The sequence below is a fragment of the Fulvivirga lutea genome, assembly GCF_017068455.1.
GTDB lineage: Bacteria > Bacteroidota > Bacteroidia > Cytophagales > Cyclobacteriaceae > Fulvivirga > Fulvivirga lutea.
This window is the reverse complement of sequence record NZ_CP070608.1, coordinates 3,032,951-3,046,213: the sequence shown is the minus strand read 5'-3', so window position 1 is coordinate 3,046,213 and position 13,263 is coordinate 3,032,951. Positions and strand designations below refer to the sequence as shown.

The window sequence follows — 13,263 nt, the reverse complement described above, 5'->3', positions numbered from 1 at the left end:
ACTCTATCTCATCAACTTAAAGATTGAGTCTTACTCAAATTAAAAGAAGTATAACCAAAAAAAGGAGGAAACTTGAAAAGAAGAGATTTTGTCCAGCTAGCCGGATTAGGAGCTGCAGGTGCGATGATGATTCCCAGTGCATTAATGGGAAAGTCGATATCTGCTGAAGCACTATTGGAGCCTGGAATGGATATAGCTACCAAAAAAATGATGTCTGATGTTGCTCTCAACACGGCCAAGTCATTAGGAGCTACGTATGCCGATGCCCGTATCGGTCGATACTTAAATCAATATGTGTTTACCCGTGAAGATAAAGTTCAGAATGTGGTAAATACAGAATCATTTGGAATTGGTATTCGGGTAATTGCGAATGGTACCTGGGGATTTGCATCTACAAATGATGTATCTCCTGATGGCATTAAAAAAGCTACCAATCAGGCAATAGCAATAGCGAAGGCAAACTCTAAAATTCAGACTGAGCCCGTAGAATTGGCTCCTGTAAAAGGGCATGGTGAGGTTTCATGGAAAACTCCAATTAAAAAAGACTTTAAAGATGTGCCAGTTTCTGAGAAAGTTGATTTGCTTTTAAAAGCGAATGCTGCTGCCATGGAAAATGGCGCCAGCTACGTAACAACCGCCTTATTTTTGGTAAATGAGCAAAAGTATTTTGCTTCTACTGACGGGTCGTACATCGATCAGGATGTGCATAGAATTTGGCCATATATGAACGTAACTGCTATTGGTGACGGCAAGTTTAAATCTCGTCAGGGACTAAGCGCTCCAATGGGAATGGGTTATGAGTACATGGATGGCTTGGACTCAGAGAAAATTCCCGGCCCGCAAGGCACAGGTTTAAATCTCTATAGAAATAGCTACGATATAGTGGAAGATGCTATCGCTTCAGCCGTTCAGGCAAAAGAAATGCTAACAGCTAAGTCAGTTGATCCTGGTAAATATGATCTTGTATTAGAGCCTAACCATTTAGGTTTAACAATACATGAATCTGTTGGCCACCCACTAGAGCTGGATAGGGTACTTGGTTATGAAGCCAATTATGCAGGAACCAGTTTCGCCACATTGGACAAGTGGAAGTCTGGAGACTTTAACTACGGAAGTAAGCTAGTAAACCTTGTAGCAGACAAAACACAAGTAGGTTCATTAGGTGCAGTTGGGTATGATGACGAAGGAGTGGAGTGTAAGAAATGGGATTTGGTAAGAGATGGTATTTTGGTAAATTATCAGGCTATTAGAGATCAGGTTCACATGATTGACCAGAATGAGTCTCATGGTTGCTGCTACTCACAAAGCTGGAATGATGTACAGTTCCAGAGAATGCCAAATGTTTCTTTAGAATCAGGTAAAGAGAAGTATTCTGTTGATGATATGGTGAGTGATGTGGAGAAAGGTATTTACATTGCCGGTAGAGGTTCTTATTCAATCGATCAGCAGCGTTATAACTTCCAGTTTGGTGGTACAGCCTTCTTTGAAATAAAAGATGGTAAAATCACGAATCAGTTAAATGATGTAGCCTATCAGTCAAATACACAGGAATTCTGGAATTCATGTTCTAAAATTTGTGATAAAGATGATTACCGATTAATGGGTTCTTTCTTTGATGGTAAAGGGCAGCCTTCTCAGGTAAGTGCTGTATCTCATGGTAGTTCAACTACCCGATTTGATGGTGTGAATGTGATTAACACAGGACGTACTATCTAATAATGTTTAATTTAAATTGAGATAAAACTATGGCAATATATTCAAAAGAAGAAGCACGTCAGATACTAGAGAAAGCATTATCATTCTCAAAGGCAGAAACGTGCGAAATAAACCTCTCAGGAAATGAGAGTGGCAATATTAGATACGCTAGAAATACAGTTTCAACTGCAGGTCATCGATCTAATCAGAGCTTAGTAGTTACATCGAGTTTTGGAAATAAAACGGGTACTGCTACAATAGATGAGTTTGATGATAAGTCTTTGGAAAAAGTAGTAAGGAGAGCAGAAGAGTTAGCGAAACTTTCTCCTGAAAACCCTGAGTTTATGCCTCCATTAGGCCCTCAAGAGTATGATGAGTCCAAAACATATAGTGAAGCTACTGCTAAAATTAAACCTGAATTTAGAACGCAGGTAGCAGCTAATAGCATCAATCCGGCAAAAGCTCAGGATGTTACGGCTGCAGGGTTCCTTGATGATTCTTACAATTTCAATGCGATGATCAACAGCAATGGATTGTTTGCTTATAATCAGGATACTAATGCCAATTTTACCGTTACGATGCGTACTAATGACGGTACTGGCTCAGGTTGGGCAACCAGAGATGTAACTGATGTAAGCAAGTTAGAAGCTGCAGAAGCATCCAAAAGAGCAATAGATAAAGCGCTAATGTCAAGAAAAGCCAGAGCAATTGAGCCGGGTAAATACACTGTAATTCTCGAGCCCTCTGCTTCTGAAACGTTACTGGGCAATATGATCAGTTCATTCGATGCCAGAAGTGCTGATGAAGGCAGAAGCTTTATGTCTAAAGAAGGTGGTGGCACCAAGCTAGGAGAGAAAATTGTAGATGAGCGGGTTCATATTTATACGGATCCTTTAAATGAAGAAGTACCTTCAGCTCCCTGGAATGGAAGTGGACAGCCATTAAAGAAAATGGACTTAGTGAAAGATGGTGTAGCAAAGAATTTATTCTACAGCCGCTATTGGGCTAAGGAAAAAGGAGTGGAAGCTGTACCGTTTCCAAGTAATGGAATAATGGCTGGAGGCGATGCTTCATTAGAAGATATGATCAAAGATACCAAGCGAGGTATTTTAGTCACTCGTTTATGGTATATCAGAACAGTCGATCCTCAGACATTGCTTTACACTGGTTTAACCAGAGATGGTACTTTCTTTATTGAGAATGGTAAGATTGCTTATCCTATTAAAAATTTCAGATTTAATGAGAGTCCAATAATTATGCTCAATAATCTGGAGACTTTAGGCCAGCAAGAACGGGTAAATGGTAACTTAATTCCGTATATGAAAATTCGTGACTTCACGTTCACGAGTCTCTCAGATGCCGTTTAAGTTTACTTGAGTTAAGTTTTTTTTAAAAAAGCCTTTTGGTATGAACCAGAAGGCTTTTTTGTGTTCTTACATCAACCTAACAACCTAACAACCTAACAACCTAACAACTTAACAACCTTACCAAGCTTTAAAAGCTTAGTAAGGTTAAATGGTATGGAATAGTATGGTTAATTTTACTCTATAGTTAGTGAGTCTCTTGTATCCATCAATTCAGTTAAAATTCCCATCTCTTTCTTAATTCCATTCTTAATTGAATAACCAACAATAAAGGCAGCAGGTATTAGCGAAACGGTAATGAAAATCATCATGGTATCACTCAAATAAACATTAAACTCTGGTAACAGCAGGAAATAGCCAATAACATATAAAACTAGAATGGTTATCGTTACAGGACCATGAATCCGCTTTCTATAATTGTAAAAACCAAGATACTGTTCATTTACCTCCTGAACTGATTTGCTCAAATCGATGGCTGAAGATAAATAAATACTATAGCCTTCAATGACTATTCTAATTGCCAAACCACCTAACATGAGTGCCACGCCTATATGACTCAATGTCTCTTGAAAACGAGCCAAATAAACTATGAAGGCTACAATACCGATAAATGTAATGATCAATATGCCCATATTGGCTAAGTGCATATTTACCACACTTTTCATTTTTTTCTTGGACAGCTCAATTAGTTCAACAGCACTTACCTTGCTAGTTGACTGTTCTTTCTTTGCACTCTGCCATTTATTTTTAATATCATCAAAATCTTTACTCATGATTTAATAATTTCTTTAGTTGTTTTTTAATTCTGTGTATTCGAACACGGAGATTTCCCTCGTTAATACCTACTACCTCAGCTATTTCTTCGTACTTCAGCTCGTCTAGAACCATCATTATAATCAGTCGATCCATTTTGCCAAGCTTCCCTATCGCTGCGTAGAGCCCCTGATTGTCTTGCTGAGTGGCGTTTTCAGTTGGTAGCTCTCCTAAACCTGATCTTTCTTCTTCTAAGGAAACATGCAGCTTCGACTTATTGTCTCTAATATATTTCAAGCAAGTGTTCACTGTAATTCTATAAATCCATGTTTTGTAGCTGGAGCCACCCTGAAACTTGTCCAGGGCTCTCCATGTGTTTATAAATGTTTCCTGCGAAAGATCAGCCGCCAGGTCTTCATCACCTTTCATAAAACCCAGGCACATCTGGTGTACCATGGAATAATATTCTGAATGAAGTTGTTCAAAGAGCTGATTACTGGGCATACTCGGTTAAGTAGTTGTTTACTTGCTCGAAAAACCACTCAGGCTGATCGAACATAATAAAATGCTTGCTATCATCAGCCATTACAATCGACTTACTAGATAAGTTGGCATATTGTTGTTCAAAAGTCTTTTGAGCCATTTCTTTTGTTGGAAAAGTAGCGCCAAGAATCAATGTCTTTACTTTAATATTCTGCAATTCTGGTCGTAAATCTAATTTAAGCAAATCCGTATAGCCATACACATAAGTTTCACGATCTGCTATTTTAGACCAACCCGCTATTTCTTCAATCTTCTCTTTGGTAATGGTCATGTTAGAAGCCATTCCATAAGCCATTTGAGCAAATGCATCCTCATCCATATCTATAATTCTTTTATTATATGGACTTTCATATTGTAAAGAACTGGCAGGAACGCCCGGCATCATTAATTCACGCATGCATGGTAGTGCATCTACCAAAATTAAGCCAGTAACATTCTCAGCTAGATCTGCCGCTATTTCAGTCGCCAGGTTGCCGCCCATGCTGTGTCCTATTACTGTCAGGTTTTTTAAGTTCTGTTCATTAATATATTTGATGAGTTCATCTTTAATTGGTGCATACCAAGGTGTACCGATTGGCTCTAAGCCATCAAACCCGGCATAGGTTACTACATGAGTTTCATAAGTTCCGTTGAGATTCTCAATAGTCTCATTCCAGACCGATCCAGGAGTGGTGAATCCGGGCAAAAATAGGATAGGATTGCCTGTTCCATCTTTATCTACTTTAATGGGTGATTGACCATATGATAAGTTTATCAAAATCAATGCAGCGAGTGTGAATAGTAATTTTTTCATTTGTCTAGTTGTTTAAAATTTCCCATTTGATCCATAGATTGAATGATTGTTACAAATGGTTGAAAATATTTTTAATCACACTGAATAAGATGTACTCTCGGTTATGCTCTTAATGCTGCTGTTTCCATAAGCGGTAAGTATTCATGCTTTTAAATAGCCGTTTAAATAAATAATTTTTGATGTGGTATTATTGGCTTGCAACTTAGAGTCAAATCAGTAGATTGTTTCTTTGAATATTGGAATAGAGAGGCAGCCAGCAGATTGAACTGAATAAATGAAAAATAAATTAGTAGCCATACGAAATAATAGCAATGCTTTTTTCTTTACAAGGCTTCAGTATGAGTCTGGCGACTGGGACGTGGATCAGCGTATGCCATCCAATGTCCTTAACTCATTAATTGAATACACAACTCTTAAAGTAGATACAACAGAAAATATTGTTCCGTTGAGTAGTGATGAAGTTTTTGAATGCCCTTTCTGCTATCTATCAGGTCATAAACTTGTTCAGTTTTCTGATAAGGAGAACGAAAATTTTAAAAAGTATGTGGAGAATGGTGGGTTTGTATTCGTAGATGACTGTAACCATGATATTGATGGGCTTTTTGCCAAATCATTTGAGGAACAGATGATCCGAACCTTTGGTGCAAATAAGTTGAAAAAAATTCCAAATGATCATTCGATCTATTCATCGTTTTTCACTTTTGAAGATGGCCCACCAACAACCTCGCAAGAGTTAAATGGGTGGGGTGACGATTTGGTACATGATTATTTGAAGGCTGTAGAAGTGGATGGCAGAATAGGGGTATTATATAGCAATAAAGATTATGGCTGTGAGTGGGATTACGATTTCAGAAATAAAAGATGGTATAAAATAGATAACACGAGGTTTGCAGTCAACATTGTCATGTATGCGCTAACCTCTTAATATGAAAATATGGAGCAGGATATTGAAAAAGCAGAAGGGGAAGTGGTTCAATTAGTTGAAAAGCTGTCCGATTTAAAAAAGGAAATTGCCAAAGTAATTGTTGGTCAGAATGAGATCGTTGATCAATTGATTATTACATTTTTAGCGGGAGGCCATGCCTTATTAGAAGGTGTACCAGGACTAGCTAAAACATTAATGATCAGGACATTATCAGAAGCAATGCATTTAAAATTTAGGAGAATTCAGTTTACTCCAGACTTAATGCCTTCTGACATTGTAGGAACTGAAATTCTGGAGGAAGACCATAGCACCGGTAAGAAGTTTTTCAAGTTCAATGAAGGGCCAATTTTCTCCAACATTGTACTAGCCGATGAAATCAATAGAACGCCTCCTAAAACTCAATCTGCGTTACTAGAAGCCATGCAGGAGTTTGAAGTGACTTATGCAGGTAAGACTTATTCATTAGATAAACCATTCTTAATCCTTGCTACCCAAAACCCTATAGAGCAAGCAGGTACGTTTCCTTTACCTGAAGCGCAACTAGACAGGTTCTTGCTTTATATTCAACTGGACTATCCGGGAGAGGCAGAAGAAACGGAAATATTAAAATCTACTACCGGAAAGAAGAAAGAAAAGGTGAACGGGGTTATATCTGGTGAAGATATCGTGAAGCTTCAAAGTATGGTAAGAGATGTGCCCATCAGTGATGATCTTGTAAGCTTAGTGAGTAGACTAGTGCGTGCTACAAGACCAGCAACTACAATTTCTGACTATGTAAAAGAATGGGTAGCCTGGGGTGCGGGCCCAAGAGCAGGACAAGCAATCATACTTACAGCCAAAGCTAATGCATTGCAAGAAGGTAGGCTGTGCGTAACCAAGGCTGATATTGAGAAAGTAGCACTACCAGTATTACGCCATAGAGTAATCGTCAATTTTAAAGCTGAGGCTGAAGGCGTTACTTCTGATGATGTGACTAAACAATTATTGAAATCTACAGAAATTACAAGCAACGGGGTAGTGTAATGAATTATCAGGAATTTCTTACACCTGAAAACCTTAACAGTGTTAAGGGTCTTGAGTTTGTTGCTAAAACAATACTCGAAGGCCATACTGCGGGCTTAAACAGGAGTCGCAAAGTAGGGCAGGGTATGGAGTTTAGTCAATATAGAAGTTATGAGCCTGGTGATGATATACGGTTGCTGGATTGGAAGATGTTGGCGAGATCATCGCGATACTATATCAAACAGGCCGAGATTGATACTAACATCTCTGTAAAGTTCATCATTGATGCCAGTGCTTCCATGCTTCATGAGGATAGTGGTCTTACCAAGATGGACTATGCTCGTTTTTTATGCGCAACGCTTGGTTATCTCACAAGCCATCAGGGAGATGCAGTTGGGCTTTTTGCGCTGAATGAAGTGGAACTAAAAACACTTTATCCAAGAGCTCATATCAGGCACTTCAATAGATTTTTACATTACCTAGTAGAGATTGAAAATAAGGGTAAATGGCCAGCAAATAGTGCAGACATTAGAGAGTTGCACGATAGAAACCATAAGGAATTGATTGTGTTTATCTCCGATCTGTATGAGGAAAATGATGAACTATTGAAATTTATTAAATCACTGAAAACCAACAGGAATGAAGTTGTGGTGATCCACCTGATGGGTGAAAATGAGTTGAATTTTAATTACACAGGGAGTGTCACATTAGAGGATTTGGAAACGTATTCAAGGGTTAAAATATCCGCGGCTGATGCGAAAGAAATCTATGAGCAGAATGTCTCTGAATTTCTTTTCAATGTGAATGAGGCGCTGCTGAGAGAAGGCATTGACTATAACCTATTTACAACTGGCACCTCAATTGGCGAAATGCTAAGTAGCTTTTTAAAACGTAGAAATGCATTAATCTAATGGAGTTTGCCAACGCATCATATCTCTATGGATTATTTGGGTTATTGATACCTATAGCTATACACCTCTGGAGCAAGAAGGAAGGTAAAGTTATTCACGTAGGTAGTTTAAAATACATTCCTGAATTTGAGACAAAGCAATCGAAAAGTATCAAGCTGAATGAATTGTTATTGTTGATGGTAAGATGTTTGGTGCTCAGTTTATTCTGTTTCTTAATGGCGGAATTACTTACCACTAAAAAAGTGCAAAATACTAATGCTATCGTGCTGGTAGAGCCAACGTTATTTAACGATTCGAGGGTTCAGAAAGCATTAGATACTCTTAAAATTGAGAAGCGTTACCTGAATAGTGGATTAGAACTTATCGATGATCAAAAAGCAAATCAGGAAGCAGTTGATATTTGGGATGCATTTGATGCCATAAACAAATTACCAGCTGATACGATTTTTATTCTGGCAAGCGTAACAGAGAATCAGTTGAAGGGTAGAAGACCAGCCACCAGCAAGGTGATAAAATGGCTACCTATTGAACCGTTAGAAAATCAAGAATATACTCACAGAAGCTTCACTAACGGTTTGGATCTGATTGCTACTAGTAATACAATATCTACAGAATATAAATGGGTAGAAGGAGTTCAGGAGGCTATGAGTCAGGCCGAAAATTGGGATACACTGAAATTTGATATTGTTTATGATCAGGAATTTGAAAAGGAGCTGTTTTACTTTCAATCTGCACTGGCTACTATTTCTGAAGTAGCTAAAAGGCCAATTCTAATAAATTCTTTTTCAACGAAGAACTTCGAAAATAAAGGATCTGATTGGCTGATTTGGCTATCAGAAGATGAGTTAAATTTTGAGCATAATGCAAGCAGTTTGATTTATCGTGAGAACGTGACAAAGCCCATCTTAACAGGCCAGAGTGGAAGATACTTTTTAAACAATCGTATAACACAGGATAATTTTATTTCTGAGGATTTCATTGGTCATCTTTTTGCAATTATTATTCCTGAAAAAGCGGACTTGAAAGAAAGTAGACAAGTGCCTTTAGAAATGGTAAAACTCAATCAATCTACCATAGATACTGATAAAACAAACAAGGCAAGAGCGGATTGGTTTTGGTTGGTTTTTTTAGGATTTTTCCTTTTTGAGCGAGTTTATTCAATGAAAAGAAAGCAATGAAAAGCGGCATCGACATATTGAATAAAGTAACTCTCAAATGGCGGTTGGTCTATATTGCCAATGCATTTCTTTTGGCAATTGGTTTAACATTACTTATCAGTTTTGTTATTGAGTTAAAAAGTTTAGGGTGGCTAGCTCTTATATTCATTCTAAGCCTGGCGTTATTTATTCTGGTTTACAGACCATGGAAGATCAATGCAAAGAGAAGCTCCAGGTGGCTTGATTTATCGTTTGGGTTGGCTCAAAACAGCTCATTTTTACTGGTTTCAGAAGTTGCAGACAGTTCATTAATAGCACAGGTACAGCGAAAAAGGATTTCAGAGATTCTGCTCGCCAATGAGGACAAAATAGGATGGCCCGCTTCGTTAAAAAATGGCTTCATTGGACTGGCTTTATTTGTCATTTCTGGATTGTTATTGAGTCTAATTGATATCAATTCACCCTCTGAGATTAATGAAAGAGAAAAAGGCATTGAGTTTATTTCAACTGATTCAGTAATCACAGATCAGGCACTTAGCATTATCAATCAAGAAGTGCGCATTAATTACCCTAAGTATACGAAACTGGCAACTACAACCAGCGAAAATTTTAGTGTTACTGCCCTTGAAGGCTCTTACATTACCTGGACGGTTACGTTCTCCGAGAAACCAAAAAGCTTAATCCTTGAAATGAACAACGGTAAGCAGCTGCCATTTAAAGCTGAAGGCGGAAGCTACAAACTGACAAGTCAATTGATAGCCAGTGGTTTTTACAAACTCATTTATACTGATATCAATCAAAAACAGTACGAAACAGAGCTTTATCAACTTATAGCTACGCCTGACAAAGAACCTGAAGTGTCAATCGAAGGTATTGATCGATTTACTGTTCTAGAAATTGATGAGCCTTGGAAGGTACAGTTTACTTCCAAAATGTCAGATGACTACGGGCTTGATTCAACCGCTATTGTAGCTACTGTTAGTAAGGGATCTGGCGAAGCCGTCAAATTCAGAGAGGAAAGAATGGCATTCGACAAATCCCTGAAAGTAGGCGGTAAAAGACAATCGCTTTCAAAATCAATTGACATAGCTAAGCTTGATATGACCCCGGGTGATGAACTGTACTTTTATGTAGAGGTTTTTGATTATAAACGACCCAAACCCAACAGAAACAGAACGGAGACCTATTTTGTGAGTATAAGAGATACCACCAAAATTGAGTTTTCTTTAGAGGGTGCATTAGGGGTAGATCTGATGCCGGAATACTTTAGAAGTCAGAGGCAGATCATTATCGATACCGAAAAGCTGGTAAAGCAGCGAGGAAAAATCCCCAAAAATGATTTTAATTTCACCAGCAATGAGTTGGGTTTTGATCAAAAGTCACTACGCTTAAAATACGGGCAGTTTATGGGAGAGGAGTTTGAAAGTGGAATGACAGAGTCTGAAAGTGAGTCAGCAGAAGCCGACCACGATCATGATGAAGAAGACCCTTTGGCCGAGTATTCCCATGCTCACGATAGTGACAATGAACATAATTTAGTGCCTGAAAGTGAAAAGAAAGAAGACCCTTTGGATGAGTTTAAGCATGACCATGAAGATCCTGAAGAAGCAACATTATTTACCTCATCCATCAAAGGCAAGTTACGGGCTGCCATGAATGAAATGTGGGATGCAGAGTTGTACCTGCGGCTCTATCAGCCTGAAAAATCGTTGCCTTATCAATACAAGGCACTTGAGCTTATTAAAGAAATTAAAAACCACGCTCGTATTTATGTTCATCGTATTGGTTTCGATCCGCCACCAATAAAAGAAGATAAACGGCTATCAGGTGATGTGAAGGAAGTCCAAACAGGTACCAGTACCATTGAGTCTGTCACCGAAAAAAGCTACCCGGCAATTGAAAAGGCTATCTTTTATATTGATGAGTTGATTAAAAAAGAATTAAAAGCATATGAGTCAGATATATTCAAAAACGCAGGCAATGAGTTAGCAGCAATCGCCATTGATCAACCCGGGAAGCATTTTATGACGCTTCAGCTATTACAAAAATTAAACTTAAAGCAGGTTGATGAGACTATTTTGTTTTCAACATTGAGAAAGGTTCAATCTGAATTAAGCAAGGCGTTGCCTTCAGAAGATGAGTTAAGTCCTCAAAATCATTCATCGGAGGATCGTCTTACACGTGCATACCTTAATCAACTTACCAATTCAATGAATAAATAATGGGTGTTTTGAATGCTGATTTGTGGTGGTATGTCGTTCCAACTCTGTTGGCTCTTTTAGCAGTGCTTGTTTTCCTTGAGTCGAAAAATGGACGGTTGTACCTTTCAAGATTGGTAGCAACAGTTGTGGCACTCATAAGCATTGTCTTGCTTTACCTGGAGCCATATTACTTTTCAGAAGTAGATGCTGATACTATCATTATCACAACCAAAGAGGCAAACAAAGTAGATAGTTTAAGGGTCAAGTATCCCAATAATAAGTTTATTGAATGGTCAGATACAATCAGAACATCGGACTTAACCAATCATGTCATTGTCAACGGTTATGGCATTCCTGAGTACGATTTGTACAAATTAAAAGGTAAAAAAGTAGATTTTATCGCAGCAGAGATTCCCAATGGTATAATCGATGTTTGCCATCAAAGCGAGGTTATTTTGGGTGAAAATCAGGTTGTTCAGTTAAGAGTAAATCAGCTAGAAAATACTTGGCTCAAGCTTTCGATGTTAGGAGGTGTGGTAGATTCGGTAATGGTTCAGAAAGACTCGATCAAAGCAGTAACTCTCAATTACAAACCTTTAGTGTCAGGCAAAACTTTGCTGAATATAACTGCGGAAGCCGAGAATACAGTAATACAGTTGGAGCAACTTCCTGTTATAGTTTATCAGCCAGATAAATCAGATGTTTTAATACTCAATGATCATCCAACTTTTGAGACCAAATTTTTGAAAAATCATTTGATAGCGCAAGGACATCGGGTATTTGTTCGATCAAAAATTACCACAGACCGATATCGCCATGAAAATTCAGGATTCGAGTTTGATAAGCTTCCATACTTGTCAGAGTCCTTGTTAGGTGAATTTGATGTATTAATAATTCCAGCTAATGACTTTTTCAGTCTAAGCAGAAATGAGCGATTAAATATTGAAAAGCAAGTAAAGGAGCGAGGCCTTGGTTTACTTTTATTGGCTTCTAACGCCTCAGACAAAATCCCAGACTGGATAAATGCCTCTTTTAACAAGTTAGAGGATGATAAACAGACCATGCAGCTGGGTAAAGAAAGTGTAGAAATTGAATCTATTGTCGGAATTAATTCAAATCAACCGTTGAGTGAATGCCACCTTTCGATTAATGATGTTTGTTTCAACCTATCTCAACCGCTAGGACTTGGTAAAGTGGGAATACTATCAATCATTAATACCTTCAAATTATCTTTAAATGGAAATGAAACCCAATATCAACTTCTCTGGGATAAAATTTTGAGTAAATTCATTTACAAGCAAATGAGTCCACTAACTATTGAGAGTCAGTTGGTTTATTTGGATGAACCAAATAAACTATGGGTTATAAACAATGGCGCTCCTAAGGTTGCATTCGACAGTGTGAGATTAACTTTCAGACAGCATGAGTTTATTGATGACCGCTGGCAAACAACGATATGGCCTCGGAAAGCTGGGTGGAATAACATCGTGTTAAGTGATAAACCTGAGAGTAAGTGGCAGTATGTTTTTCAACAAGATGAATGGAGTTCAGTAAAGAACTATCAAACACTAATATTGAATGCATCTTATTTCAATTCTATAAATGATTACGCAGCCAAAGAACGCGAAGTGAAAAAACTGATATCCAAATGGTGGTTTTTATTGTTGTTTCTAGTAAGTATGGGATATTTGTGGCTTGAGCCTAAATTAAGATGAACCGCAATAAAAAAATCTTTCTGGTATTTGCTTTAATCTTTTTCGGAATCATGATCTATATAGGTTACGATATTTCCTCCAAAACCACATTTCCAGGCTCAAAATCCCAGCTAAAGGAGCGTATTCAGGATGAGATACTTGAAAAGGATAGTTCAAAAAGCATTAAATCCGATACAATTAAATAGACCAATTATCCATTCGTCA

The 13,263-nt window shown here is 38.0% G+C and carries 12 protein-coding genes; 9 read left to right on the top strand and 3 right to left on the bottom strand.

Going from position 1 to position 13,263, the window contains the following annotated elements; all coding sequences use genetic code 11:
- Positions 1-72: 72 nt before the first annotated feature.
- Both JR347_RS13645 and JR347_RS13640 read left to right on the top strand, forming a co-directional pair.
- Positions 73-1,716, top strand: a complete 1,644-nt coding sequence (locus JR347_RS13645) for a TldD/PmbA family protein (RefSeq protein WP_205721147.1) — start codon at positions 73-75, stop codon at positions 1,714-1,716.
- Between the two features lie 29 nt (positions 1,717-1,745).
- Entirely contained in the window at positions 1,746-3,062 is a 1,317-nt protein-coding gene (locus tag JR347_RS13640) for a TldD/PmbA family protein (protein ID WP_205721146.1), read from the top strand.
- Between the two features lie 173 nt (positions 3,063-3,235).
- Here JR347_RS13640 and JR347_RS13635 read toward each other — a convergent pair whose 3' ends face one another.
- Genes JR347_RS13635 through JR347_RS13625 form a run of 3 tightly spaced genes read right to left on the bottom strand, consistent with a single transcriptional unit; the run spans position 3,236 to position 5,148 of the window.
- Complete coding sequence (locus JR347_RS13635; RefSeq protein ID WP_205721145.1) at positions 3,236-3,832, bottom strand: hypothetical protein; 597 nt, start codon at positions 3,830-3,832, stop codon at positions 3,236-3,238.
- Positions 3,825-4,316, bottom strand: coding sequence for an RNA polymerase sigma factor (locus tag JR347_RS13630; protein WP_205721144.1), 492 nt, complete (start codon positions 4,314-4,316; stop codon positions 3,825-3,827). The genes JR347_RS13635 and JR347_RS13630 overlap by 8 nt, the downstream gene beginning before the upstream one ends.
- Positions 4,306-5,148 (bottom strand): alpha/beta fold hydrolase, encoded by an 843-nt coding sequence (locus JR347_RS13625; RefSeq protein ID WP_205721143.1) that lies wholly within the window; start codon positions 5,146-5,148, stop codon positions 4,306-4,308. The genes JR347_RS13630 and JR347_RS13625 overlap by 11 nt, the downstream gene beginning before the upstream one ends.
- A gap of 274 nt (positions 5,149-5,422) precedes the next feature.
- On the opposite strand from JR347_RS13625, the gene JR347_RS13620 reads away from it, so the two are divergent.
- Genes JR347_RS13620 through JR347_RS13590 form a run of 7 tightly spaced genes read left to right on the top strand, consistent with a single transcriptional unit; the run spans position 5,423 to position 13,244 of the window.
- The gene (locus tag JR347_RS13620) at positions 5,423-6,073 is read left to right on the top strand and encodes a DUF4159 domain-containing protein (protein WP_205721142.1); all 651 of its coding nucleotides are present in this window, start codon (positions 5,423-5,425) and stop codon (positions 6,071-6,073) included.
- Between the two features lie 9 nt (positions 6,074-6,082).
- Positions 6,083-7,096, top strand: a complete 1,014-nt coding sequence (locus JR347_RS13615; protein WP_205721141.1) for an AAA family ATPase — start codon at positions 6,083-6,085, stop codon at positions 7,094-7,096.
- Positions 7,096-7,986: a DUF58 domain-containing protein gene (locus tag JR347_RS13610; protein ID WP_205721140.1), complete on the top strand. Its 891-nt coding sequence runs from the start codon at positions 7,096-7,098 to the stop codon at positions 7,984-7,986. Before JR347_RS13615 ends, JR347_RS13610 begins: the two co-directional genes overlap by 1 nt.
- Positions 7,986-9,164, top strand: coding sequence for a BatA domain-containing protein (locus JR347_RS13605; protein WP_205721139.1), 1,179 nt, complete (start codon positions 7,986-7,988; stop codon positions 9,162-9,164). Before JR347_RS13610 ends, JR347_RS13605 begins: the two co-directional genes overlap by 1 nt.
- The gene (locus JR347_RS13600; RefSeq protein ID WP_205721138.1) at positions 9,161-11,365 is read left to right on the top strand and encodes a DUF4175 family protein; all 2,205 of its coding nucleotides are present in this window, start codon (positions 9,161-9,163) and stop codon (positions 11,363-11,365) included. The genes JR347_RS13605 and JR347_RS13600 overlap by 4 nt, the downstream gene beginning before the upstream one ends.
- A complete protein-coding gene (locus JR347_RS13595) occupies positions 11,365-13,059 on the top strand; it encodes a hypothetical protein (protein ID WP_205721137.1) in 1,695 nt (564 codons plus the stop codon). Before JR347_RS13600 ends, JR347_RS13595 begins: the two co-directional genes overlap by 1 nt.
- Positions 13,056-13,244: a hypothetical protein gene (locus JR347_RS13590; protein WP_205721136.1), complete on the top strand. Its 189-nt coding sequence runs from the start codon at positions 13,056-13,058 to the stop codon at positions 13,242-13,244. The genes JR347_RS13595 and JR347_RS13590 overlap by 4 nt, the downstream gene beginning before the upstream one ends.
- Positions 13,245-13,263 lie beyond the last annotated feature (19 nt).

Coding starts and splice junctions, on each gene's coding strand:
- JR347_RS13620 (WP_205721142.1), top strand. CDS start 5,423: ATGAAAAATAAATTAGTAGCCATACGAAATAATAGCAATGCTTTTTTC.
- JR347_RS13595 (WP_205721137.1), top strand. CDS start 11,365: ATGGGTGTTTTGAATGCTGATTTGTGGTGGTATGTCGTTCCAACTCTG.
- JR347_RS13625 (WP_205721143.1), bottom strand. CDS start 5,148: ATGAAAAAATTACTATTCACACTCGCTGCATTGATTTTGATAAACTTA.
- JR347_RS13615 (WP_205721141.1), top strand. CDS start 6,083: ATGGAGCAGGATATTGAAAAAGCAGAAGGGGAAGTGGTTCAATTAGTT.
- JR347_RS13610 (WP_205721140.1), top strand. CDS start 7,096: ATGAATTATCAGGAATTTCTTACACCTGAAAACCTTAACAGTGTTAAG.
- JR347_RS13630 (WP_205721144.1), bottom strand. CDS start 4,316: ATGCCCAGTAATCAGCTCTTTGAACAACTTCATTCAGAATATTATTCC.
- JR347_RS13635 (WP_205721145.1), bottom strand. CDS start 3,832: ATGAGTAAAGATTTTGATGATATTAAAAATAAATGGCAGAGTGCAAAG.
- JR347_RS13600 (WP_205721138.1), top strand. CDS start 9,161: ATGAAAAGCGGCATCGACATATTGAATAAAGTAACTCTCAAATGGCGG.
- JR347_RS13640 (WP_205721146.1), top strand. CDS start 1,746: ATGGCAATATATTCAAAAGAAGAAGCACGTCAGATACTAGAGAAAGCA.
- JR347_RS13590 (WP_205721136.1), top strand. CDS start 13,056: ATGAACCGCAATAAAAAAATCTTTCTGGTATTTGCTTTAATCTTTTTC.
- JR347_RS13605 (WP_205721139.1), top strand. CDS start 7,986: ATGGAGTTTGCCAACGCATCATATCTCTATGGATTATTTGGGTTATTG.